The sequence below is a fragment of the Serratia sp. ME47 genome, assembly GCF_903970925.1.
GTDB classification, from domain to species: domain Bacteria; phylum Pseudomonadota; class Gammaproteobacteria; order Enterobacterales; family Enterobacteriaceae; genus Serratia; species Serratia ureilytica.
The window spans coordinates 129,970-155,932 of the sequence record NZ_CAJCKE010000003.1 but is presented as its reverse complement, the minus strand read 5'-3'; the positions used below and the strand labels follow the sequence as shown (position 1 = coordinate 155,932).

Here is a 25,963-nt window from a genome sequence, read left to right as displayed (position 1 = left end):
TAAAAGCCCAAAATAGTAAAAAAGAATATTAACGCGTCGGCGATGAGATAGGCTTATCGGATAACATCAACACGGGAGTATCTCCTTGCAACACAGTTTTCTGGCTGTTTAACTCAATCAACGGTTGGGCGGCAGACTCTTTCGTCTTCTGTACTGGCGCGCTGCTGATTAATGATCTCAAACCATTTGCCTGAGCTGAAGGTTGCACCACTTGCGGTTTTTGCCAATAGAGCATCGCATACTGATTACCGCTGCCCTTCAACGCAATACTTATCACGCCGTCAGACGATGCTTTGTAGTCACTTACGGTGAAATCGCGCGCTACCTTGGCAATTTTTTCGTAAGCCAATGCGGCAGCTTTTGGCTGTTCCTGTCGATTTAGCAAGCCAAACCGATGTTCATTGATTGCCGGGTTGTCACCATCATCAATGAGATCATACCACCAAATACCTTTGATATACGGTCGCGATTTAGCCAACATCGTATACTTAACAACGTATTGCGCCGCAGCAGCATCACTTAATCCACCGGGGCCATTGTAAGTCGGCACCCCCATCTCTGTAATGTAAACAGGGACGCTTTTCTTGGCGAAGGCTTTCACCCTTTGCTCAAATTTATCGATAGCGTTGAGGTTATCCTCTGGCGTTCTTAACGCTAAGTCCGGCAAACGGTAGGAATAAGGATGCAACGAGATACCGTCAATATCATTAAGTATGCCTAGCTTCATCAATTGGTCGAACCAACTGAGCCCCGCCGGCCCCAGAGGATTAAGCGAACCGGCGAGAACGATGGCATCAGGGTCTGCGCGTTTTACGGCGGCGGATGTCTTCCTAACCAGCTCTGCAAACACTTCAGGCGGAGGAATGGCCGTTTTTTTACTCATACCGGTTCCCACCGTCCACTCATTCCAAACTTCGTAATATTTTACCTTTCCTTTAAAGCGCTTTGCGGTCCAGTATGCATAATTGGCAAATCCATCGATAGCCGCAGGCGTTGTGGGGTAATCAGGTGCGTTATAGGCGGTATTCCCGTAGGCGAGAATGAGTAAAGAATTCAACCCATACTGAGAGAGACCGTGTTGATAAGCATCATCTTCCTTAGTCAACGGATCTGCGACGTTCATCGTACCAGGTGTTCGCTCTACCAATCCCCACAAATAGCCGGCTCGGAAAGAAGTAAAGCCATACTCCTTGATTAACGACAGATAGTTGTCTGTCGGTTTAGGGTAGTGACGTAAATGTACGTTCACACCCACCTCAAACGCATTCGCGTATCCGTATGAACCGAACAATAACGCGCCCGCAACCGCGCATGCTTTTACTATTTTCGCATAGCCGTTTACGGGGCTACGTGTGGTACCAGGCTGGATTTTCAACGCGACCTCCTGTACGCCCCCGGGCAACCTGTTGAACAGGAAGCCCGATGAGGCAATTTACCATCAGAGTAATTAATAGGCTGTTTTACTGACGAACCCTTTAAATATCGTCAAGAAAACAATCTTTACATCCAACCAAACGCTCCAGTTCCGAATGTAGTCAAGGTCAAATTCAACACGCTTTTCCATTTTATCCAGCGTGTCGGTTTCACCCCGCCAGCCATTTATCTGGGCCCAACCTGTGATGCCAGGCTTCATTTTATGCCGCAGCATATAACCCTTGATCAACTTACGATACTGCTCATTATGCGCAACGGCGTGAGGGCGTGGCCCTACAATCGACATGTCGCCTTTCAGCACATTGATAAATTGAGGCAGCTCATCGAGTGAAGTACGGCGAAGAAATGCCCCCACCGGTGTCACCCGCGAATCGCCCTTTGTCGCCTGAACGACTTTATCGCCATTCTCCATTACCTTCATGGAGCGGAACTTCCACACTTCAATCGCCTTGCCATCCATGCCGTATCGGCGCTGTTTGAAAATCACCGGGCCAGGAGAAGTAAACTTCACTGCGGCTGAAATCAACACCAGTACCGGTGAAATAAAGAGCAGGATAAAAATGGAGAGAACAATATCTTCCACCCGCTTTATCACCTGGTTAATACCACTCATTGGTGTATCAAACAACGAGACAACGGATACGCCGTTAATTTCTTCCGAGCGCGACTGCAACATATTAAAGGTGAATATGTCTGGAATCAGCATCACGGAACACGTGGTATCGGAAAGTTCAGTCACCGTATCCTTGATCAGTTTTTCTTGCTCCATAGGCATCGCGATATAAATCCGATCAATTCGACCACACTTAGCGTCCTCAATTAGTTGCGCTAAATCGCCACGGCGTTCGATCACACTATCCAATGGCTCTGCACTGTCATCATAGATACCCAGTACCCGGAATCCCATCCAATGCGCATCACTCAACGTTTCCGCGAGCCGAAGACCAACCGGCATCGATCCCATGATGGCGATATTACGGGTGTTAAATCCTAAATTCCGCATATATCCCAGCATCAAACGGATAGTGCTGCGTGTAATGACTAAACCGCAGCAAACAAATAAGTACCATTGAATATATACTATATATTCATTATTAAAATCATTGACAAATGCAACAGCACCCGAAGTCATCACCAAGCTTATCGTCCAGTTTTGGATAATAAGCCGAATCTCTAACCCTGCTCGCACACCGCGCCAGGAACGATAAAAATCCGTAATGCCGCCGATCATTTGAAATATCACAATCGACGTTAATACCATAACCCAGTGTTGTATGGCGAAGCGCGTTCCTGAAATCAGACAGGATAAGTAGAGCCCGCAAAAAACGATAAAAATATCGGAAAATCGTTGCAACATTGATGTCAGGGACGCATTGGTATGCAAACTCCCACGACGGAAACCATTCATAGATAACGGCCTATTCGCTAGCATAGTATAGATGCCTTTTGTTAGTTTTCTCTGGTACCTATATTCCTAAAGCCGGGGCAATACAGCCCCGAACTTCCAATATAGCGTAAGTGCAGAGTTTAACTGCGGAGCAAGGCAAGAATTTCCTCTGTTTTCTGCTGCATCAATGACGGATTCGCCCGCGACTCAACGTTTAAGCGAACCACCGGCTCCGTGTTCGAGCTGCGTAAGTTGAATCGCCAGTCAGAAAACTCCAAACTGATACCATCGGTGTGATCGAACAGCAGCGCATCAGACCGATAGCATTCCAGGACTTTATCAATCGATGCCTGAGGATCTTGCAGATGGCTGTTAATCTCCCCGGAAGCCGGGTAGGCAGCCATGCGATCGGCCACCAATTGTCCGAGGGACATATTCTTCAGACAAAGCAATTCGGCAACCAAGAGCCATGGGATCATGCCGCTATCGCAATAAGAAAACTCGCGGAAATAGTGGTGAGCACTCATCTCACCGCCATAGACAGCATCTTCCTTACGCATGCGTTCCTTGATAAAGGCATGGCCGGTTTTCGACATGACAGGCACGCCACCGCTGGCGTTGACCACATCAATCGTGTTCCAGCTTAAGCGCGGATCGTGAATGATTTTGGCACCGGTTTCTTTCTCCAGAAACGCCGCAGCCAGAAGGCCAACAATATAGTAACCTTCAATAAAGCCGCCCTTCTCGTCAAACAGGAAGCAACGATCGAAGTCGCCATCAAACGCAATGCCCATATCGGCACCATGCGCGCGAACCGCTTGCGCCGTATCTTCACGACACTCAGGCAACAGAGGATTAGGAATACCGTTAGGGAAATTACCATCCGGCTGATGGTGAACCTTGATAAATTCGACCGGAACTTGCAGTTGCTTGAAACGTGCTTCAATGGCATCGATCACATGCCCTGCTGCACCATTGCCGGAATTGACCACCAGTTTAAGCGGCTTCAGATTTTTGACATCGATATAGCCTAGCAGGTGCTCAATATAGGCATCCTCTACGGAAATCTTACGGTAGCTGCCACGCGCAGAGGGATCCACTTCGGCAAACGCGTTCCCTTCGGCCAATCGCTGAATATCGCGTAAGCCGGTATCACCGCTGATCGGTTTGGCCTGGCTTCTCACCAGCTTCATGCCATTGTAATCCATAGGATTGTGGCTGGCGGTCACTTCAATGCCACCATCAATACCCAAATGGAAAGTCGCGAAATAAATCTCCTCGGTACCGCTGAGCCCGATATCCAGTACGTCAACGCCGGCATCACGCAAACCTTCAGCCAGCGCCAATTTTAGCTCTTCACTGGTCAAACGAACATCGCCACCAACCACAACTTCGCGTGGTTGCAAAAACTCACCGTAAGCCCGACCGATACGATAGGCAATATCCGTATTTAACTCCTCACCTAACCGGCCACGAATGTCGTATGCTTTGAAACAAGTTAAAGTTTGAGTCATCTAAAAATCCTTACCAAAAAAATTTACGAAAACATGTCACGCTTAAGACACATCACCGTTATTTGTATTTTCCATTATCATCAATGCGAATAATATCGTCTTCACCCAAATAAGAGCCGGATTGAATTTCAATCAAATCCAATGCAATTTTTCCTGGGTTCTCTAATGAGTGTTCAGTACCTAATGGAATATAAATAGATTCGTTTTCAGTTACAAACTTCGTCTCACCGCCTTTTATAACTTTGGCGGTACCCGAAACGACCACCCAATGCTCTGAACGATGATGGTGCATCTGCAATGAGAGTTTCTCGCCAGGTTTAACCGTTATCTTACGTACCTGAAAACGCTCGCCTTGCGCAATGGCGTCATGCTTGCCCCATGGGCGGTAGACCTCACGATGCTGCTTGCATTCCGAACGCTGTCCACGTTTCAGATGATTGACGATCTCTTTAACATCTTGCACTTTATCTTTATTCGAGATCAACACAGCATCTTTGGTTTCAACGATAACCAAGTTATCTACACCTACCGTTGCGACCAATTTATGTTCGGCACGAATATAGTTATTTGAACAATCATGCTGCAACACATCACCAAAGGTGCTGTTGCCGTTTGCATCTTTCGCACTGATGTCCCAAAGCGCCGACCAGGAACCGACATCGCTCCACCCCGCATCCAACGGCACCACGATGGCATCCGCTGTCTGCTCCATCACCGCATAGTCTATGGACTCATCCGGGCAGACAATAAAGGCTTCGCGATCGACACGGACAAAATCCAGATCCGGCGCCGTATGCAGCAAGGCCTGACGACACGCAGCCAAAATATCCGGCCGAAATTTATTCAACTCCTCGAGATAACGGCTGGCTTTAAACAGGAACATCCCGCTGTTCCATAAGTATTCTCCGCTGGCAAGATACTCTTTAGCCGTCGACAGATTCGGTTTTTCAACAAAGCGAGACACCCGAGAGGCAAGCGCCCCATCAATACTTTCACCTTTATGGATATAACCATACCCTGTTTCCGGACCGGTCGGCACAATCCCGAAGGTCGCCAGTTTTCCTGCTTCAGCATAAGGCACCGCTTGCAATACAGCCGTACGGAATGCTTCCTCATTCTGGATAACATGATCTGCTGCCAAAACCAGCAATAAGGGATCTTCGCCGCCTGCGGTCGCCTGCAACGCGGCCAGTGCAATGGCCGGTGCCGTATTGCGCCCAACCGGCTCCAAAATAATGTTGTGGGATAAACGAGTAATCTGTCGCAGCTGTTCTGCAACAATAAAACGGTGCTCTTCATTGCAGATCACCAGCGGGTTTGATATCTCCAACCCATCAAGTCTGTTGACCGTGGTTTGCAACATGGAAAATTCACTGCACAACGCTAAAAACTGTTTCGGAAATAATTCTCTTGAGAGAGGCCATAAACGGCTTCCGGTACCGCCAGCCATAATTACAGGATAAATATTACTCATAATAAATCTCACCGATCAGTATTTTATGGTTTTCGCGGTATTGAACTCATGCCATTTGGCATTAATGTATTCGGTCAGCTCACTGCGAAAACGTTCCGCAGAGAATTTGCAGGCTTGAGTACGACAGTCAACAGGGCTGATTTGGTCCTGTATTTTCTCAAATTGCTCTACGGCAGCGACCAACGAAGGGACCGTTTGTTCCGAGAAGAAAAGCCCGGTAGGATTGCTGACGCCAAACGGACGCACGGTTTCCAACGCGCCACCTTTACCGAAGGTGATAACGGGTGTTCCGCATGCCTGCGCCTCTACCGGCGTAATGCCGAAGTCTTCTTCAGCAGCGAAAACAAACGCTTTGGCTCTGGACATGTGATCCTGCAATACCTCATTGCTCTGGTATCCCAAGATCTCAACGTTTTTGCCCGCTTTGGCTTTGATCTTCGCCATCTCCGAGCCGTCGCCGATCACGATCAGCTTCTTGTCAGGCATCGCACTGAAAGCTTCAACGATCAAGTCCATACGCTTATAAGGGACCATTCGCGACGCCGTAAAATAGAAATCATCCTTGTTTTCATTAAGTAAGAATCGATCCACATCAACAGGTGGATAAATAACGTCGGCTTCACGGCCATACACTTTCTTAATACGACGCGCAATAAACTGTGAATTAGCGATAAAATGGTCAACGCCATTAGCGGTACGATAGTCCCACATGCGAATTTTGTGCAGCAACCATTTAGCCAACCGCCCTTTCATGCCCTTCATCAAGTTAGCTTCGCGCAGGTATTGATGCTGCAGATCCCAGGCATAACGGATGGGCGAATGCACATAGCTGATATGCAGCTGATCGGGTCCAGTCAGAACGCCTTTGGCCACAGCATGACTGCTGGATAGCACGACATCATGAGAGGAGACATCAAGCTGCTCAATAGCCAACGGCATCAGAGGCAAATACTTTTGATAGCTGGTCTTGGCTTTCGGTAGATTTTGTATGAATGTGGTTGTGGCATGCTTGTTGTGAATCTGTTGTCGAGCGGCATCCGACAAAAAATCGACCACGGAATAGAGAGTAGAATCGGGATATATGTCAATAAACTCTTTTATTACGCGCTCAGCCCCTGCGTAGGTCACCAACCAATCGGCTACGACCCCGACATTTAACGACTTCTGTTCAGACATACCTCTCCCCAACTCACCTTAAATTTGAAATCCCAATACAAGAATACTCTTCACTAATGATTCGGCTTTTCTGAATCGCTGAATGATATCTTCTCAACGTCTCTTCAGATATGCCAGGCATCCGTAATTTCATAATAACGTTCTACAATTACCGAATGCCTAATACCCTAGCGCTATCTCAACTGAGTGATAATATTTTCCAACTTCTTGGCCGATTCAAGCCAGGAATAATGACCGATGTTGTTGTACCCTTTCTCTTTGAGCTGTTCGCGCAACGATTCATCGTTGATAATTCTATTCAGTGCATCAACCATTTCCTGATGCTTATACGGGTTAAAATACAGGGCGCTATCCGCCAATACTTCGGGTAAGGAGGCCTGGTTCGACGAAACGACGGGACATCCGCAAGCCTGGGCTTCCAATGGAGGAATACCAAAGCCTTCATAGAACGAAGGAAAAACAAACGCTAAAGCGCGTTGGTAAATCGCCACCAACTCTTCATCGGTGACTCGCCCTAAGAATTCAACATTCTTCATGGCGTTCTCATCATTGCCAGAGAAATCCATGCCTGAAAAATTCTTATTCTTTCCACCGATAATCTTAAGTTTAACATCCGTATTTTGACATGCGGCAGAAAAAGCGGCCAGTAAACCATGAAAGTTCTTATGATAGTTAGGCGAAGAAACCGCCAACAGAAAACGCTCATCAGTATTGCTGGCACTCTCGACACTTCTGCGAGAAAAAAGATCGGATACAGCATTGGCGATCACAAAGGTATTTTTCGGATTGTAACCATAAGCCGTCGTAATTTCTTTTTTAGAAAATTCACTAACGGTCAATAGTGCACGGCTGTTTTTTAGCATGATGGGAATCAGCAGGTTATACATCAACCGAAACTTTCTAGAATAGCTCTGCGGGAATTTCTTATAAGTCACGTCATGATGAGTCACGACCTTATTCTTATACCACAGCGGCGCAGTATTCCCTAAATTGATCAACAATGGATTGCCATTGGCTTTCAGATATTTTGGCAGGTCTCGTTGTTCCCATTGATGCCCGGTTCGATGTCCAACCACCTTTACATTGAGCGACTCAGCAGCCTTCGTATTCTTTATGTCACCAGGTGAAACAAAAACGATATCGTCGCGTAGTTCCCGTAGCGCCAGGCTAATCTGTTCGGCAAAGCGCTGCACCCCTGTTAACTCTTGTGTGAGAAATCGTGCATTAACAACAATCATATATACCTCTATGACGACGCCACTATACAATTCAAGCTTATCGTGTCTGCGCTTGGAGCCTTTGGGCATCAGCCATCTTAGAAAACTCATCTTGTCTAAATGACAAAAGCAAAGCAGAAATAATAATCGAGAAAACATACCCTGGATAATTAGTAATCGGGTTGTTATAAACTAAGTTGATAGATAGCGAAATCATCCAATACAGGAACACGCCCGTGTAGAACTGTCCATAACGGACTTTATTATACAGTTTCAGCAAAATAATTGACGCAGCAAGTAAGAAGATGAAAATTCCCACTCCGCCATAGTTGGAAAGCAAGAAAATATAGATACTGTCCAACGGCAGCGCAGCATCATCACCGACCGCGGCATTACCGTTAACGCCGTAACCTGCTCCGGTAAAAATTGAATAGGTGTCACTATTTCTCACTTCTTCAATCAGTAAGATCCTTTCCAGAATACTTTGCTCTGCATAATTATTATCGCTTGAATAGATAGATTTATAGATCCCCATGTCCGTCATGGTTGCGTAGAAGAATGATGACAATGCCACGCATACAAGCACCACACTGGCTAAACTGGCTTTCAACGATAGGAATCGACGAACAAACAGATAGCCAAAATAAATACCGGCCATAATTATAGCTGTTTTCGATGTGGAACAGACAATACCGGCCGAGACAATCAATATATATCTCAAGCGATTTTTCTTACTAACAAATGGACTTAATATGAGACCGAAGAATAAAAACTCAGATAGTGTAAAAGGACTACTAAAAAGACCTATCGCCCTAAAGAATCCGCTTGCGGTACGTAAAATCAGCCCATTATCTTTTCCCACTTGCGTAAATTGCAATCCAGGACTTACCCCGGTCAGCGCATAAAGCAAACCTGAAAACACGCTTTCCAGTATGGCGAAAATAGCATTGACAACGGTGACTATGACGTAAACTTTAATCAGCCTCATCAGCAATTTCATGCGATGTTCAGGCTCTAGACACACCAAGAGTGCGGCAACCAGCAACGACGAATAGGTAAACAATTCGAAGCGGAATTGCGTAACGACGTTACCAATTTTAAAATTGCTGTTAAGAATAGAAATAAGAACATATGACAGGGAAAGCATAACCATGCCAATAAACAGCAGTAGGTAGCTTCTAAAACCCGGGCCGGTTCTACTCTTATTGGCCGCCAGATAAAGCAGCAAAAACGCCGGTAATGCCAATGAATAGACATCTTTATAAAGCAGTATCAGGCGCGTCGTATTGTGAGCGACGATATTGATAACCCCACTGATTGAAATTACTACCAGATAGGTGATAACAAAATAGTCTGCGAATTTTTTCGATGAGAATCCCATATCAGCTCTTATAAACCTCTTGATAACCCGCAGCCAACCGCCCGGCGTCAAAGGGATTCACATCAACAAACTCGACGCGCTCATTTTTTAAGATTCGCAGTTTTTCCAACGTAAATTCACTTAGCTGATATACATTGGGGTAATGTTCAGCGATTTCAGCAACGCCACCGGCGAAAGAAGTGAAGACGTGCTTGCCGGCAGCAGCCGTTTCCGCTACTGCTCGGCCAAACGGTTCATTCCAGAGTGTAGGCAAATAAACCATATCAATCTGAGCCAGGAAGGATTCTACCGGCACAAACCCCAACAGATGGACGCCAGCCTCCTCCGCCCTGAGTTGCAAGGCGCGGCCTTCATCGGAGGAGGAAAAACGCCCGGCAGCGTAAAACTCCACCTCACCCGGTATCGTCATTTCCAACGCTTTGGCGCAGAACGCCTTGAACCCTTTATCTGCGGTCAAACGGCCAATAAAGCCAATCCGGATAACCGACGACGATTGGTCGGCAACATGACTTTTTTTTATCGGATTGTAGATGTGACTATGTCGGGCATTAATGGCAAAGCCATTATCTTGATGCAATGCAGAGATGTACTTGCTGATGCCGACAAACCTATCGACATTCTTGCTTTTTCGTTTTTTCACCATAGATGTCAACTGGACCGCTGCAGAAGCTACATCCATATTTTCCCCATGTTGAAACAGCGTACAGTTATGGTGAAAGAGATAATAGTCACGAGCCGTATGGACGAGTTTTATATTCCTTTTTTTGACACAGCCCCAAATCGCAACAGAAAAGCCACTGATGTTATTGGTATGTACCACATCGGGATTAAAATCATCCAACTCTCTGGAGAAAGCCTTTCCCATCATTGGATTGAAATTGTCAACCAAATGCCAGACGACTTTTGACAACTTCCCTTTTTGCTCATTACTGAAAGGCCAGTACAGATTTTTCAGCGGTAAATAAACCACCTCAACGCCATTTATTTTCGTCTGTTTTCTGAACTTTTCATCGTGTAAACAAACTACGCGAACTCTATCGCCTTTTGAAACCAGCTCTTCCGCCAAAAGTTGCACAGACACTTCCGCGCCGCCAACCTTGAATGGTGCATATAATTTATTAACAATTAATATATTCATAATAGCCGGTTTTTATCAGGTATTTCGGCGCCGTAAGACTAGGCGCTTTAGATAAAGCGAGGTTATAAAGACACTTATAACCTCTTGAAGGGAGATTTGCTTTATTACGCGTCTTTACCGCCAGATTTGTATTCGTACTGGTAGTAACCGTAATTGCCATAATAGCTGCTTGCGCGACGTTCAACGGCGTTCAGAATAATGCCTTTGATCTCGATACCGTTTTGATCGAATCTACGCACGCTGATCTCGAGTTCTTTAACCGTGTTCATACCGAAGCGCGCGATCATCAGCGCCGTACCGACATGGTGGCCAATAATTGCCGCATCGGTGACAGCCAGGATAGGCGGGGTATCGATCAGAACCAGATCATAATGCTTGTCCGCCCATTCGACCAAATCGGCAAAACGGCTGTGCATCAGCAACTCAGAAGGATTCGGTGGAATCTGGCCGCGAGGAATGAAGTCCATACCGTTGATTTGCGTAGGACGAACCGCGCTGGCCGCATCGATTTTGCCTGACAAAATATCAGACAGACCATTTTGCCAATCGGCATCCAGCAGTGTGTGTGAATACCCTTTTCGCATGTCGGCGTCGATAACCAACACACGCTGCCCCGCCTGAGCGATAACCGCCGCCAGGTTGATACTGACAAACGTCTTACCGATGTTTGGACTGGCGCCGGAAATCATCAGCACATTATTCTTCGCTTCCATCATCGCAAAATGCAGGCTGGTGCGCAGACTGCGAACGGCTTCGATGGCAAGGTCAGCCGGGTTGCCGACGGCAAGCAACGAGTTGGCGCGCGTATTGGACTTGCGATGAGTGCGCAGCAACATTTCGCGGTCTTTTTTCTGCTGCCATTCAGACAATGGAATGCTGGCATAGACGTTGATACCGCGTTGCTCCAACTCGTCAGGACTCTCGATTCCGTGGTGCAGCATGGTTTTAAGCACCACGATGCCGATGGAGAACATCCCGCCCAACACCACACACAGCAGAACAATCAAGGTTTTACGTGGCTGAACCGGTTTTGGCTGAGTCACCGCCGGATCGACAATACGCACATTACCCACGGTACTGGCTTTGGTGATCCCAAGCTCTTGTTGCTTATTCAGCAGCTGCATGTAGATTTCTTTACCCGCATCAACATCTCGGGTTAGCCGCAAGATTTCCTGCTGCGTCTTAGGCATTACGCTAATACGTTTATTCAGCTTCGCGCGTTCCCCTTCCAGGGTCCCACGCTTCTCCATCAAAGCACGATATGCCGGGTGCTCTTTAGTATACAGCTTCGATATCTCAGCTTCTTTGAAGGTCAACTCATTCAGTTGTGCCTCGACAGAAACCACGCTGTCCAACATAGACTTGGCTTCAAGCGACAGATCGACGGAATCATTGTCCTGACGGAACTTATTCAGCTTATCTTCGGCGATGTCCAGAGAGGTTCTCACCTGCGGCAACTGCTCTTTCAGAAATTCGAGGCTCTTGGCCGCTTCTTCCGACTTACGTTCAACGTTCTGCAGCAAATAATTTTTCGAAATGCTGTCGAGCGTTTTACCCACCAGCTCAGGATCTTCCCCTTGCAGGGTCAACGCCAACACGCCGGTGTCCTTGGCTTTATCTTCAACCGTCAACGCCGCGAGCAACGCGTTAATAGCCATCAGATCGCTGCGCTTGGTCACTTTGAAGACCGTACCAGGCGCCGCGTCAATTTCGCTGACCAGCATGGTCACGCCTTTTTGATTGACCAGCTCACCCGTTTTGCCTTTGAGGAATTCATCACCATCAACGCTGAGAGCGAAACTGTTTTTATCAATCACTTCCAGCTCAAGGTCTTTCTCATTCCATGAATAAGGAATAGACAAACGCGACAAGGCTATCTTGCCGGGTTCGTTCCCCATCAAACGATTCCAACCCTGCCCAAAGATCGGGAAGTATTTTTGTTCAACGACCGTATTCAGGTTCAAATCTGCGACGGTTTTGCCAAGCACCATGCGGGATTTGATCAGCTCAATCTCCGCCGCAGAACCAGGCTGTGCCGTAGGCAACATTTCGGAAAGGTTGTTGAGGATCGAGTTACCCGAACTTTGTTCAACTTGAATCAATGCATCCGACTGGTATACAGGCGTTGCGAACAGAGAATAGACGATGCCGATCACAGCAAAGAATGTCGTAATCCCTATAATCAGCCACCGATGATCCAGCAGCGTTCCCAGCAACCGACCTAAATCAATCTCATCATTACTTGCGCCCGCAGCCGGACCCAGTTTGCTATTATCAATCATTGTCATCTCTGGTTAACGATTTAATGCTTTTGCCCATTTCTGCGCAGCTTCAGCCAGAAGGTTATATACAAACTCAAACGCTTCTTGACTCTTCTTATACGGATCAGGAACTTCAGCCTGCCCCATCCAGTGAGCGAACAGCATGGTTTTCCCCCTGACTTCGGGGGCTAAACGGCAAACGGCCTCAATGTGACTTTTTTCCATCACCAGTATCAGCGAATATTCACGACACATTTCCTTGGTCAACTGCTGTGCAACATGGTTATCCAAAGAAAGACCATGCTCTTCCGCCACCGCCACCGCAGCCTCATCCGCCGGCTTACCGACGAGTGCGCCGATACCGGCCGACGCGATTTTTTTTTGTGGCAGATGTTTTTTCAACAGCCGCTCCCCCGTCGGAGAACGGCAGATATTTCCAACACAGACAACCAAAACAGAATCAAACATAGCGTATCCTCTACGGCCAGTTACGAATACGCAGCGTACCTTCCGTCAGGTTGTTGAAGCCGTCGATGGTTGGCACCAACTGCGTGACCAGACGATTCCAACGAGCGACCGGCGCCGCAGTGACATAGACAATGTCATAAGGCTGAAGGTGGAATTCCGTCCCCATCACCATGGCTGTCGCATCCGACATATTCAACTGATAGATGTTTGCCAGTTTATTGCCCTGAGTGCCATGCAGAGGTCGAATAACGAAAATGCCTGTCGCGTCAGCACTCGATTGTACAAGCCCTTGACTGCTACCCAACGCCTCCGTCAACGTCATACCGCTGCGATCCATTTTGAGCGTGGATGGAGTTTTTACTTCCCCCATCACGAACACCTTGAGATCGTCATTACGAGGAATGTACAGAATGTCCCCAGGATAGAGCAGGCGGTTCTGGGTCAAATCCCCATTTTGCATCAGTTGCTGCAATGAAAGGCGCTGCTCTTTGCCGTTGTGAGTCAAAATGATATTGCGCCAATCGGCATCTTCCGTCAGCCCGCCGGCGGCGTTGATGGCATCCATCACCGTCAATGGCACGTTGGTGATCGGTTGTTGACCCGACTTGGCGACTTCCCCCGTCACATACGCTTTCTGTGAACGGAAAGCGGCGATATTGACGTCAACCTGTGGACTTTCAATGTATTGCGCCAGTCTCCTGGCGATTTGATCGCGGATCTCGGTGACCGTTTTACCTACCACGCTCACCTTACCGATATAAGGATAGAAAATAGTACCGTCGGCATGCACCCAGTTACCGGTGTCGCTGGCGCTGCGGTATTGGCCCGCAGGCGTAGTCAGTTCAGGATGGTCCCAAACCGTTACGTTAAGGACATCACCCACACCAATCCGGTATTCATACGTGCGCAGCGATGCGTCCAATTGCGCATTCGACTGAGCAACCACCTTTGCGGGACGCATCGAATCCAGCAGCTTAGGCGTCATAGGGTAAATATTGACCAGCTTATCAATATCGAAGTCAGCATCTTCTTGTTTTACGACATCTTTTCCACTGGTCGATAAATGGGTTCCAGGAAACACCGTGCATCCACTGATTACGCTAATTGATATCAATAGCGATATCACTTTCAATTGTCGTTTTGCCATCAAATTATCATCACTTTCAAGTAAATGTATCTGCAAAGCTACAATGCTAGCCAACCGTGGCTGCCTCGCTGTAACCTTATCAAAATGCCTGACACTTGCTGCGCCGTCTCTCAATAAGCGCCCTGTTGCAATTTTCAATAACGTTTATCTGCCGTTGATAAGAGCAAAGCTATTATTGGCAAGATAAATAAGCTGAGAAGCCTCGCATTGGCGAAAATCGATACCGGGGCCGATTCGGGCTTTAATTTGTATTAATAACAGTATATTGCAGAGCAGCCTGGCAAGTTCGTGCAAAAATCACTCGCCAAGGCAACTCAGCAACCCGCTATTGAATGTATACTAATATAAAAATTGAGACAGTGAAATTCCCCAAAATTCAACCACTCTCCTGATTTCCTTACAGTGATCGGGCCGATGGGAAACCATCCAGTCTAGTTCAAAACGTCAGCTGTTCGGCCCATTCCCGGAAAGCCTTGCCCTGAGTAGGATGACGCAAACCGTAGGTGACAAACGCCCGCAGGTACCCCAGTTTTTCACCACAGTTGAACGACTCCCCAACCAACTCTGTTGCCTCTACCGGTTTGTGTTTCAACAATTCGGCAATCGCATCGGTCAGTTGAATACGGCCCCAGGCCCCCGGTTTGGTCGTCTCCAGAAGAGGCCAAATATCCGCTGACAACACATAACGTCCCACCGCCGAATAGTTGGATTCCAACTTGGTTTCCGGCGCCGGTTTTTCGATAATCGACGTGATACGAGCGCTTTCGCCAGGAGCCAGGCTGCTGGCTTCACACTGCACCACAGAATAGTCATGCAGGACGTGTTCATCCGCCGTCTGAACCAACACCTGGCTCAGACCGGTTTGTTCAAAGCGCGCAATCATGTGTGACAGATTGTCTTTCTTCAAATCGGCTTTTGCGTCATCCAGCAAGATATCCGGCAACAGAACGACAAACGGCGAATCACCGACCAAAGGTTTGGCACAGAGCACCGCGTGGCCCAACCCCTTTGGCTGCCCCTGCCGGATATGCATCAGCGTGACGCCTTTTGGCGTTATCGACTGCACCTCATCCAACAGCTGCCGTTTCACACGAGCCTCCAGCATCGCCTCCAATTCGAATGAGGTATCAAAGTGGTTTTCGATGGCGTTCTTAGAAGAATGCGTCACCAAGATGATCTCTTTGATCCCGGCAGCAACACATTCATTGACAATGTATTGAATCAGCGGTTTATCTACGATCGGCAACATTTCTTTCGGAATCGCCTTGGTCGCCGGAAGCATACGCATACCCAGCCCTGCCACAGGAATAACCGCTTTCAACTTCGTCATAGTAGCCCTCATTCAATCTGGTGATCGCTTTCAGCCGCAGTGGCGACAGCCTGTTACTTATTCAACGTCTGCTTCAACCAGCGACTGAAGTTTTCGCCTTCGGAGCCGTGACGCAATCCATACTGCACAAATGCCTTCATGTAGCCAAGCTTGTCACCACAATCATGGGATTTACCGCTCATGTGGAACGCTTCCACCGTTTGTTCATCCATCAACATCGCGATCGCATCGGTCAGTTGGATCTCATCGCCCGCGCCGGGTGGCGTCTTTTCAAGCAACGGCCAAATATCGGCGGCAAGCACATAACGGCCAACAACCGCCAGATTGGAAGGCGCATCCTCGCGAGCCGGCTTCTCTACCACGGCCGTCATCGGCGCGCTTTCACCCACAGCGATCGTCGCGCCGGCGCAGTCAACGACGCCATATTTGGACACATCCTGTTCCGGCACCGGTTCAACCATAATCTGGCTGAATCCCGTCTCGTCGAAACGCTGGAGCATTCTGGCCAGATTCTCTGTGCGCAGATCCGCGGTTGCATCATCCAGCAAAACATCCGGAAGCAGCACCACGAAAGGAGAATCGCCTATCATCGGCTTGGCGCACAATACGGCATGTCCCAGCCCTTTCGCCTGGCCCTGGCGCACTTGCATCACGGTCACATCCGGTGGACAAATGCTTTTTACTTCGGCCAACAACTGACGCTTCACGCGCGCTTCGAGCATCGCCTCAAGCTCAAAGGAGGTATCGAAATGGTTTTCAATCGCATTTTTTGATGAATGGGTAACCAAAACGATATCTTTGATGCCCGCCGCTACGCACTCACTGACGATGTACTGAATTAAGGGCTTATCGACCACCGGCAACATTTCTTTAGGGATGGCTTTGGTTGCCGGCAACATTCGGGTTCCCAAGCCCGCTACAGGGATCACTGCCTTGAGTCTTTTCTGCATTTTCATTCCAATTCATCGTGGCGCTGCATCCCCGCGGCAAGTAAAAAGGGAACATTCATCAAGCATGCTACCGCCCTTGGCTTGCAGCTACCAAAGTACTGTTATTGACGTTTTCACTCACGTCACCCCGTGAGCCAAATCACTTTTTGTAAAGCGGCATTTGCTCTTAATCTGGATTGCCGCACCGCTCACAAAACAATAAAAAAACTGGAGCCTTTATAACCAAACAATGTTAGTTACTGACGTTTATATGGCTAGGATTCTTATACTAATGTCCAAGTGATACAAGCCTTAGATCCCCCCAGCCAGCCGTTTTCAGAATAAGACTACTCATGCCACATACCGTAACGAGTCCCTGACGTGGAGAGAGATTTTAATATTTTGATTTAAATAGATTTATAGAGACGTTCTTTTTATGAGCGAGGCGTATTCCGGCAAAAACAGCCTGATACCGCACGCCGCTTTCATGCCCAGCATCGGCGAACAATATTTGTTGCGCAAAGTCTTGCAACGCCCGTTTTTGTCGACATGTCCCGGATTAGAGTTGAATTTTGCCGCCTCAGCGCCCATCATTCCCGTGCGGCATAAGCCGTAGAACTTACAGGTGAAATTGGGCGTATGGAATGGATCGCTGATCCAACAATTTGGGCCGGCCTGGCCACATTGGTCGTGCTGGAAATCGTTCTGGGTATAGACAACCTTGTCTTCATCGCCATTCTGGCGGATAAACTACCAAAACAACAAAGAGATAAGGCTCGTGTCGTCGGTCTGTTGCTGGCGCTGGTGATGCGTCTGGCGTTGCTCGCCTCCATCTCGTGGCTGGCGACGCTGACCAAACCGATGTTCATCGTCGCAGAACACCCCTTCAGCGGCCGCGATCTGATCATGCTGGTCGGCGGCATATTCCTGCTGTTCAAAGCCACCATGGAGCTGAACGAGCGGCTGGAGGGCAAGGATGAAGAGCAGCATGGCACACGCAAAGGCGCGCGCTTCTGGCCGGTGGTGGCGCAGATCGTGGTGCTGGATGCCGTCTTCTCGCTCGACTCGGTGATCACCGCGGTCGGCATGGTCGACCACCTGGCGGTGATGATGATCGCGGTCTGTATCGCCATCGGCCTGATGCTGCTGGCCAGCAAACCACTGACGCGCTTCGTCAACGCTCACCCGACTATCGTCATTCTGTGCCTGAGCTTCCTGCTGATGATCGGTTTCAGCCTGGTGGCGGAGGGCTTCGGCTACCACATTCCGAAAGGCTATCTCTACGCGGCGATCGGCTTCTCGGTGATGATCGAAGCATTGAACCAACTGGCGCAATTCAACCGCCGTCGTTTCCTGTCGAAGGTGCGGCCGCTGCGCGAGCGTACCGCCGAGGCGGTGCTGCGCATGCTGAGCGGCAAACATGAAGAAGCCGAGGTCGACAGTCATTCCGCCAATCTGCTGGCCGACAGCGACAGCGAAAACGGCGAGATCTTCAATCAGCAAGAGCGGCGCATGATCGAACGCGTGCTGGGTATGGCGCAGCGCACGGTCAGCAGCATCATGACCTCACGTCACGACGTCGAATACCTTGAGCTGAACGATCCGCAGGAGAAGCTGACGCAATTGCTGGAGCGCAATCAACACACGCGCATCGTGGTGGTAGAAAGCAGCGCCAGCGATGAGCCGTTGGGCGTTATCCACACTATCGACGTCCTCAAACAGCAGCTGGCGCAGGCGCCGCTGGATCTGCGCGCGCTGATACGCCAACCGTTGATCTTCCCGGAACAGCTCACGCTGTTGAGCGCCCTTGAGCAATTCCGCCAGGCACAGACGCACTTTGCCTTTGTGGTCGATGAGTTCGGTTCCGTCGAAGGCATCGTCACCCTGACGGACGTGATGGAAACCATCGCCGGCAACCTGCCGGAGGCCGGCGAAGAGGTGGATGCACGCCACGACATTCAGCAAAACGAGGACGGCAGTTGGACCGCCAACGGCTATATGCCGCTGGAAGATCTGGTGTTGTACCTGCCGATGCCGCTGGAAGAAAAGCGCGAATACCACACGCTGGCGGGGCTGCTGATGGAACACAGCCAGCGCGTGCCGCAAGAAGGCGAACAAATCACGATCGGTGACTACCTGTTCGAGCCGTTGGAGGTCAACAGCCACCGTATCCTGAAAGTGAAGATCACCCCGCCTCCCCCACCGGAGGACTACGAGGTTTAACATTGAGGCCGGGCATTGCCCGGCCTTGGTTTTACTGGGGAACCAGCAACTCCGTCGCCACGATCACCACCACCAGCCCGACAATCACCGGCACCGAAGTGCGCTTCACCACGTCGAACGGTGAGATTTTCGCCATGCCGGAGACCGCCACCACCACGCCGGAGACCGGCGACAGCGTGCGGCCGAGGTTAGACGCCTGCAGCATCGGGATCACCAGATAAGCCGGGTTAACGCCCATTTGCGCCGCCAGTTTCGGGATCAGTTCGACAAACGCATAGAACGGCGCATTGCCGGAGCCGGTGGTCATGGCCGCCAGCATGGTGATCACCACCAGCACCAACATCATGATCAAACCGCCGGTGCCGAACGACTGCGCCAGCCCGATCAACCCGCTGATAAAGCCGACGGTGCTCAACCCTTGCGCGAAGACCCCGGCGGCCACCAACAGCATGACCACGCTGGCGAATGCGTCCGCCATGCCGCGATAGGCTACCTCCAGGCCGCTGAACACCTGTTTCGCGCTGAAACTGCGCACGAACTCAATCAATGCCGCCAACAGTATGCAACCCACCAACACGGTAATGATGTGCAGCTCCGGTCCCCATTTGCCGTCGAAAATCAGCACGCCGAGGATCGGTGTAAACGGCAATATCGCGTAAAATCCCGGCGCATGGGTTTTGATTTCGCTGACGTCCATGATGTGATGCTGTTCATCGCTCTTTCTGTCGAGATAACGCTGCCAGAAAAAATGCGCCACAGCCATGCAGACAATGGCGGCAATCGAGATAGGCAGCGTGGTTTTGAACGCGAAGTCCACCAGCGGCATCTCCGCCGCTTTGGCCGCCAGCACCACATCGCCGGACGTCGGCGCCAGAATAATCGCCGCCGGCGAAGCGCAAATGGCAGCCGCCGCGCCGCGGCTGATGCCCACGTTCACCATCAACGGGAACAGCGTCGCCATCAGCAGCACGCCGAGACCAGTGGCGGAAGAGACCGCCAGCGACATCAGGCAAGCGACAAAATACGCCGCCACCATCAGCAGATAAGGCGAATTGATCATCTGCAGCGGACGCGAAGCCAGCTTGACGACCACGTCGTTGGCGCCGATATGCGTCATGTAGGCGGCAAAGCCGCACAGCATCATGATCATCATGCCGAGATCGCCGCCGCGGCTCATCAGCAAAATCTTGACGTACTCGATCATGTCGGTCGCGCGCCAGCCGGTTGAGGCGGCGCCGGACGGCAACAGCGTTTTCCCCATCAGCGCGCTGATGCCGAGCAGCAGCAGCCCCCCCACCAACAAGACGCCGGTAGCGGAATATCCCTTGATAATGTAACGGCCCACGCCCGCCGCGACTGCGGCGCCAATAAGGAGCTCTATCATGTTTCCTCAACTCGTCATTTTTTCGCGCTCAAGCGCACAGTAATAGCAAAACTGGCCCCTACTCTGCACAAACTGAGCAGAGGTCTTCATGACCTTCATCAAGGTAACGGAGAGAAATTATCGCGGGAACCTCGATATTGACGCGGGCCACACTGTGGCCCGCATCGGAGGGATTACAGCTTGTCGAGCAGCTTTTTCAGATCCTGACCTTCGCGCGAATCCTTGTTCTTTTCAGCCCATTTGTTCAGCGCATCTTTAGCCCGATCCTGCAGCGTTTTACGCAACACCTGATCGACCTGCAGTTGATAGTTGAGCTGTTGCCACGGCCCATAGACCCGCAGCGGGATCGGCGTTTTTTGCAGTTGCTCGATCAGCTCGCCGCGCCCTTGCCATCCGCCGGTGACGCGCACGTTAAGCGCCATATCGCACTGTTTGCCCGGCATATCGATGCTGCCGGCACCGGTCAGCGCCAGCAAAGGAGAATCCGCCGTCAGACCGCTGAGCTTGATCGTGCCTTGATTCAGACTGGCCTGCGCCGAGACGTTTTTGACCTCGGTATAACGCTGATAGCTGTCTTGCCCACGCACGCTGTTATCGTTGCGCGCCACAGCCTGCTGGATCAGCTGCTGAATGTTCAGGCCATGCAGCTGCGCATCCTGCATCGCCAGCTGCGCCGTACCGCGCCAGCGGCGCTCAAATGACTGTGAAGAGAGGCGATCGCCGGTCAAATCCCCTTTCATGCTGAATTTGCCGGTCAACATCTGCGGCATGTCGAAGGCTTTGAGCACCGTGCCCAGTTCAACCTGGTTCAGCGCCGGCTGCACGCTGATCACCGGTTTATTGCCGCGCGCGTCCAGCGAGCCCGGCAAGGAGAAATCACCGCCGGCCAATTGTCCGGCGAGTTTATGCAGCGTCAGCAGTCCGCGTTGGTTGTCCGCCACGACGGCCAACTGAGAGACGTTCATACCGCGATAGGTCAACTGCGCGGCCTGCAGATTCAACTGCGCATTGAAATCGCGCAGCGCCTCTAAATTCTGCTGCCGATCGTCAACCTGGCTGGCGATCACCGGCGCGGAAGTCACGGCAGGTTGTTCGGCGGCATTGGTGCTGGATTGCCAGCCGGAGAGCGCATCGAGATCGAGGTTAGCCGAATTGAGGTTCACCACATAGCCGGGCACCGCCCCCAGCGTGGCGCTGATATCGCCGGTCAATTGGCTGTTATTGGCACTGACGCTCAGCTGACTGACGGCAATCTGCGCCGGCGTCTGCTGATAGACCACCTGCGCATTGCCCTCTCCCTGAATACCGCCGTTCGGAATATCCGCACCCGCCAGTTGATAATTGAACTGGGTGACTTTGGCGCCAATCTGGCGAGGGAACTGCTGCAAGTCGACATCGGCCGCCATGCTGAAGGTCAGGTCGCGCTGATCGCGATTGACCCGGCTGGAAAGTTCCAGCTGCGCCTGTCGCGTCTGCGTTTGTTGCAGGGTGAGATTGATATCCCGGACATTAATTTGCTCATTGTCGGCGCGCTGCCAAATCAGCAGACTGTCCACGACCCGCAGATTATCGATATCGAACTTCCAGGCCGCATCTGCCGCGTCTGTGCCAGTGCCGGCCGGCGCGATCGGGGCATCCATCTGCGAATGCTCTTCGCTATCGGGCGTGAGGCGAATGACGGCGTTTTTCAGCATCACCTGTTTCACAAACAGCTGATGCGACAGCAGAGGCAACAGTTTGACATCGAGGCGCATATTTTCCGCGCTCACTACCGGCGCTTTCGCGCCCGGCGCGGTCAGCGTCATGCGCCCGGCCAAAATGCTGAGCTGCGGCCAGATATGCCAGCGCAGGTCGCCTTCGAGCGTCAGCTGATAGCCGCTCTTCTGCTCGACCTTTTTGACCATGTAACCGCGAAAATCATTCGGATTGACCAGCAGTACCAGCGCGGACATCCCCGCCACCACCACCACCAGTAAAATCGCCAATGTCGTCAGTAATCTTCTCATGCCACCCTCTTGTCAGCGCCACACCGACGGTGCATCCCGCGCCGTTAGTCCTTGTCGATTCGACTGGCTACTGCGCCCTGCTGATCGCGATATTTCGCGTCCTGCCGGCTGTTGTATGGCCGGGCCGCCGGGCCGGACAACGGTTCAAAGCTCAAGGCCCCGATCAGCATGCCCGGCCGCAGCGCCAGCGGCAGCTTGCCGGAGTTGTAAAATTCCAGCACGATGCGTCCGTGCCAGCCCGGATCGATACGGTGCGCAGTGACGTGCACCATCAATCCCAGGCGCGCCAGAGAAGAACGGCCGTCGAGCCAGCCCACCAGATCGTCCGGTAGCGTCACGGATTCGAACGTCACCGCCAGGGCCAGCTCGCCGGGATGAAGGAAAAACGCCTCGCCTTCCGGCAGGACAATCTCGTCGCTCATCACGCGATCCAACGCGGCGCTGACTTCGTCTTTCGGCCCGCTCAGATCGATAAAAGGCGCGGTATGGCCGCTGAACACGCGGAACTGGTTGCCCAAACGGACATCTACTGTGGCCCCGTTGATGCGTTCGAGCGGCGGACGCGGGGAAATCACCAGTTTCTCGCTATCCAGCCAGGCTTCTATATCGCGGTCGCACAGTCTCATGTCTCTCTTCTCCATCAAAACGCGTAACTAAACAAAAATTGCCACACAACGGGCGAAAGGTCTACGCCGGGGTGCAAATAGTTGGCCGCCGGCCGGAAATACACATTTCCGGCCATTAAGCGGCATTATTCAAAGAATTGGCTGATTTTGGCTTTCAGAATATCGATCGCGATGCGGTTTTTGCCACCGCGTGGGACAATGATATCGGCGTATTGTTTGGAGGGTTCGATAAACTGCAGGAACATCGGGCGCACGGTCTTCTGGTATTGCGCCATCACCGAATCCATCGAGCGACCGCGCTCGTTGACATCGCGCTTCATGCGGCGCATCAGGCAGATATCCAGCGGCGTGTCGACGAAGATCGAGAAATTCATCTCCTGGCGCAAGCGGATATCCGTCAGCAGCAAGATCCCTTCCAGAATAATGACTTTTTTAGGTTTCAGGTGGACGGTTTCTTTCTTGCGCGTGTGCTCGGTGTAGCTGTACAGCGGCAGTTCGATCGCTTTGCCCGCCTTCAGCATCTGCAAATGCTGGAACAGCAGGTTGTGATCCATGGCGCTCGGGTGGTCATAGTTGGTTTTGACCCGTTCTTCCATGGTCAGGTGACTCTGGTCTTTATAGTAACTGTCTTCTGGAATAACGCCGATATGCTCATCGCCGACCTGCTCGCGGAGTTCGCGGTACAACGTGCTGGCAATAAGGCTTTTTCCGGAGGCAGATGCGCCAGCTATACCAATAATGACGCACTGATGCGGATTGTCAGTCATAAAATTAAAGACCTGATTTCGTAATGTGAAGGGAGGGAACTAAAACGCGACAATTATAGGGAGTCGTCGGGGTTTGCGCCACTGTATATTGCGCGACGGCGGGCGAATTCAGGCTATCGCGCCGTACCGGCGATATGACATTTTAAGAATCTCACGGCTAGGGCAATGCCCCGCAACAGGTTACACTCCTGCGCTGACTTAGGGACCCCGTAGTCTTTCATCGGAGAATGATGTGCTGGATTGGTATTTTTTGACTTTTTTCGGCGACAGCATGCTGCTGCTGCCCTGCGCGCTGATTCTTTTTTTATTGCTGCTCGCATCGCCCGCCACCCGCGTTGCAGGCTGGCAATGGGCGCTGATTTTCGGTTTCACCGGCGGGCTGGTCTGCCTGTCCAAGTTGGCCTTTATGGGCTGGGGCATTGGTAGCGCAAGTTATGACTTCACCGGATTCAGCGGCCATTCGGCCCTCGCCGCGAGCATCTGGCCGCCGCTGCTTTGGGCTTTAACCGGTCGATTTTCCCATCCGGTGCGCAGCATCGCGTTGTTGACCGGGTGGATATTGCCTTTCACCATCGGCGTGTCGCGCCTGGAAATCCGCGTGCATTCGGTATCCGAGGTCATCAGCGGGCTGATTTTAGGCTACCTGGCCAGCGCACTGTTTTTATGGCTGCAGCGAGGGAAAGCGCGACCACAGCTGGCCTGGCCGCATTTGGCCATCGCGCTGGCCTTGCCGTTGGCGCTGATGGGGCAGCGGCAGCCGGCCCCCACTCAGGGATTGCTGGAACATATCGCCAAAACGCTGGCGCAGATCGAACGCCCTTATACCCGTGCCGACCTGCACAGGCCGACCCCTACCCCATAAAAAAAACCCGGCGTTTAAGCCGGGTTCTTGCATTGCGAAAGGCTGATTACAGCGCGCGGAACGCAATCTCCGTCGGGATCGCCTCGCCCTGCCAATACATCTGCGCAGCCACACGGCCGGCCAATTGACGATACATGTCGGCGAATTCGCTGTCCGGGCGGCTGATCACCGTCGGCGTACCGCGATCCAGATCTTCACGCAGCGAGATATGCAGCGGCATCTGCCCCAGCAGACGGCTGTTATATTTCTGCACCAGCTTCTCGGCGCCGCCGGTACCGAAGATCGGCTCATGGTGGCCGCAGTTGCTGCAGATATGCACGCTCATGTTCTCGACAATGCCCAGTACCGGCACATGCACTTTCTCGAACATTACGATGCCTTTGGCGGCATCCAGCAAGGCGATATCCTGCGGCGTGGTGACCACCAGCGCGCCGGTCACCGGAATGTTCTGCGACAGCGTCAGTTGGATGTCACCGGTGCCCGGCGGCATGTCCAGCACCAGGTAATCCAGATCCGGCCACAGCGTATCCTGCAGCAGCTGCATCAACGCCTTGCTGGCCATCGGGCCGCGCCACACCATGGCGTTGTCGTCGGTCACCAGATAACCGATGGAGTTGGTCGCCAGCCCGTGCGCCATGATCGGCGCCATGTGCTGCCCGTCCGGCGAGGTCGGCCGCTCGTGTTCAGTGCCCAGCATGTTGGGGATCGACGGGCCGTAAATGTCGGCGTCCAGAATGCCGACCTTGGCCCCTTCGGCGGCCAGCGCCAGCGCCAGGTTGACGGCGGTGCTGGATTTCCCCACTCCGCCTTTGCCGGAGCTGACGGCGATGATGTTGCGCACGCCTTTGATCCCGGCCTGCGCGTTGGCGCGCTTCAGCGTCGTGATATCGTGTTTCAGCTTCCAATCGATGGCGCCGGCGCCGGTCACGCGCAGCAGTTCGGGGCCGACGCTCGCCTGCAGCGCTTCAAAACCGCTCTGCCAGGCAAAGGGCATCGTCAGTTCGATATGCAGTACATCGTCCAGCAACGCGCAGTGATGGATAGCCTTCAATGCGGTCAGGTTGTTTTTCAACGTCGGGTGTTCAAAGGCGGCCAGTACACCGGTCACCAGGGCGCGCAGAACTTCGGGGTTGGTCTGCTCAGGGGATTTTGCGTTCATCCCGGCTCCTTGATTTTGAATGGGTAGCTTCCGGCTAAGCATACCAGAACTGCGCGGCGGCTGGCGCGTATAACCTGTAA

The 25,963-nt window shown here is 51.5% G+C and carries 20 protein-coding genes; 2 read left to right on the top strand and 18 right to left on the bottom strand.

Translation table 11 applies throughout. The features are described from left to right. Positions 1–28: 28 nt before the first annotated feature. The 13 genes from H7A77_RS04700 to galU (H7A77_RS04640) all read right to left on the bottom strand — a co-directional run bounded on the left by H7A77_RS04700 (position 29) and on the right by galU (H7A77_RS04640) (position 16,877). Positions 29–1,375 carry a cellulase family glycosylhydrolase gene (locus tag H7A77_RS04700; protein ID WP_223524052.1) on the bottom strand — a complete coding sequence of 449 codons (1,347 nt, stop codon included), beginning with the start codon at positions 1,373–1,375 and terminating at the stop codon, positions 29–31. A 72-nt stretch (positions 1,376–1,447) separates the two neighbouring features. Next, the gene (wcaJ, locus tag H7A77_RS04695; protein WP_072628010.1) at positions 1,448–2,842 is read right to left on the bottom strand and encodes an undecaprenyl-phosphate glucose phosphotransferase; all 1,395 of its coding nucleotides are present in this window, start codon (positions 2,840–2,842) and stop codon (positions 1,448–1,450) included. Between the two features lie 119 nt (positions 2,843–2,961). Beyond that, a complete protein-coding gene (gene cpsG / locus H7A77_RS04690; RefSeq protein WP_042784047.1) occupies positions 2,962–4,335 on the bottom strand; it encodes a phosphomannomutase CpsG in 1,374 nt (457 codons plus the stop codon). 58 nt (positions 4,336–4,393) lie between these two features. Further along, complete coding sequence (locus H7A77_RS04685) at positions 4,394–5,809, bottom strand: mannose-1-phosphate guanylyltransferase/mannose-6-phosphate isomerase (RefSeq protein ID WP_042785671.1); 1,416 nt, start codon at positions 5,807–5,809, stop codon at positions 4,394–4,396. A gap of 15 nt (positions 5,810–5,824) precedes the next feature. Continuing rightward, positions 5,825–6,985, bottom strand: coding sequence for a glycosyltransferase family 4 protein (locus H7A77_RS04680; RefSeq protein WP_033650610.1), 1,161 nt, complete (start codon positions 6,983–6,985; stop codon positions 5,825–5,827). 173 nt (positions 6,986–7,158) lie between these two features. Then, positions 7,159–8,223, bottom strand: a complete 1,065-nt coding sequence (locus H7A77_RS04675; protein WP_033650762.1) for a glycosyltransferase family 1 protein — start codon at positions 8,221–8,223, stop codon at positions 7,159–7,161. A gap of 37 nt (positions 8,224–8,260) precedes the next feature. Continuing rightward, a complete protein-coding gene (locus tag H7A77_RS04670) occupies positions 8,261–9,583 on the bottom strand; it encodes a hypothetical protein (protein WP_033650609.1) in 1,323 nt (440 codons plus the stop codon). A gap of 1 nt (position 9,584) precedes the next feature. Then, entirely contained in the window at positions 9,585–10,721 is a 1,137-nt protein-coding gene (locus H7A77_RS04665) for a glycosyltransferase family 4 protein (RefSeq protein ID WP_182073875.1), read from the bottom strand. Between the two features lie 104 nt (positions 10,722–10,825). Next, positions 10,826–13,003 (bottom strand): tyrosine-protein kinase Wzc, encoded by a 2,178-nt coding sequence (wzc, locus tag H7A77_RS04660; RefSeq protein WP_033650607.1) that lies wholly within the window; start codon positions 13,001–13,003, stop codon positions 10,826–10,828. Positions 13,004–13,015: 12 nt separating this feature from the next. Further along, a complete protein-coding gene (locus H7A77_RS04655) occupies positions 13,016–13,450 on the bottom strand; it encodes a protein tyrosine phosphatase (protein WP_182073874.1) in 435 nt (144 codons plus the stop codon). A 10-nt stretch (positions 13,451–13,460) separates the two neighbouring features. Then, positions 13,461–14,597, bottom strand: coding sequence for a polysaccharide export protein (locus tag H7A77_RS04650; RefSeq protein WP_033650761.1), 1,137 nt, complete (start codon positions 14,595–14,597; stop codon positions 13,461–13,463). Positions 14,598–15,033: 436 nt separating this feature from the next. Continuing rightward, on the bottom strand, positions 15,034–15,927 hold the full coding sequence (gene galU / locus H7A77_RS04645; RefSeq protein WP_072628009.1) for a UTP--glucose-1-phosphate uridylyltransferase GalU: 894 nt from the start codon (positions 15,925–15,927) through the stop codon (positions 15,034–15,036). Between the two features lie 53 nt (positions 15,928–15,980). Continuing rightward, positions 15,981–16,877, bottom strand: coding sequence for a UTP--glucose-1-phosphate uridylyltransferase GalU (gene galU / locus H7A77_RS04640; protein WP_033650760.1), 897 nt, complete (start codon positions 16,875–16,877; stop codon positions 15,981–15,983). A gap of 618 nt (positions 16,878–17,495) precedes the next feature. Between galU (H7A77_RS04640) and H7A77_RS04635 the strand changes: the two genes are divergently transcribed. Beyond that, positions 17,496–19,079 (top strand): TerC family protein, encoded by a 1,584-nt coding sequence (locus tag H7A77_RS04635; RefSeq protein ID WP_033642457.1) that lies wholly within the window; start codon positions 17,496–17,498, stop codon positions 19,077–19,079. 31 nt (positions 19,080–19,110) lie between these two features. Here the strand turns inward: H7A77_RS04635 and dcuC are convergent, their stop codons facing one another. The 4 genes from dcuC to udk all read right to left on the bottom strand — a co-directional run bounded on the left by dcuC (position 19,111) and on the right by udk (position 23,862). Then, positions 19,111–20,463 (bottom strand): anaerobic C4-dicarboxylate transporter DcuC, encoded by a 1,353-nt coding sequence (gene dcuC, locus H7A77_RS04630; protein WP_108680368.1) that lies wholly within the window; start codon positions 20,461–20,463, stop codon positions 19,111–19,113. A 173-nt stretch (positions 20,464–20,636) separates the two neighbouring features. Next, on the bottom strand, positions 20,637–22,469 hold the full coding sequence (asmA, locus tag H7A77_RS04625) for an outer membrane assembly protein AsmA (protein WP_182073873.1): 1,833 nt from the start codon (positions 22,467–22,469) through the stop codon (positions 20,637–20,639). Positions 22,470–22,513: 44 nt separating this feature from the next. After that, positions 22,514–23,095, bottom strand: a complete 582-nt coding sequence (gene dcd, locus H7A77_RS04620) for a dCTP deaminase (protein ID WP_019454407.1) — start codon at positions 23,093–23,095, stop codon at positions 22,514–22,516. Positions 23,096–23,220: 125 nt separating this feature from the next. Beyond that, a complete protein-coding gene (gene udk / locus H7A77_RS04615; protein ID WP_033642454.1) occupies positions 23,221–23,862 on the bottom strand; it encodes a uridine kinase in 642 nt (213 codons plus the stop codon). 232 nt (positions 23,863–24,094) lie between these two features. On the opposite strand from udk, the gene H7A77_RS04610 reads away from it, so the two are divergent. Then, positions 24,095–24,724: a phosphatase PAP2 family protein gene (locus tag H7A77_RS04610; RefSeq protein WP_033650603.1), complete on the top strand. Its 630-nt coding sequence runs from the start codon at positions 24,095–24,097 to the stop codon at positions 24,722–24,724. A 46-nt stretch (positions 24,725–24,770) separates the two neighbouring features. Here H7A77_RS04610 and apbC read toward each other — a convergent pair whose 3' ends face one another. Then, positions 24,771–25,883 (bottom strand): iron-sulfur cluster carrier protein ApbC, encoded by a 1,113-nt coding sequence (gene apbC, locus H7A77_RS04605; RefSeq protein WP_033650602.1) that lies wholly within the window; start codon positions 25,881–25,883, stop codon positions 24,771–24,773. Positions 25,884–25,963 lie beyond the last annotated feature (80 nt).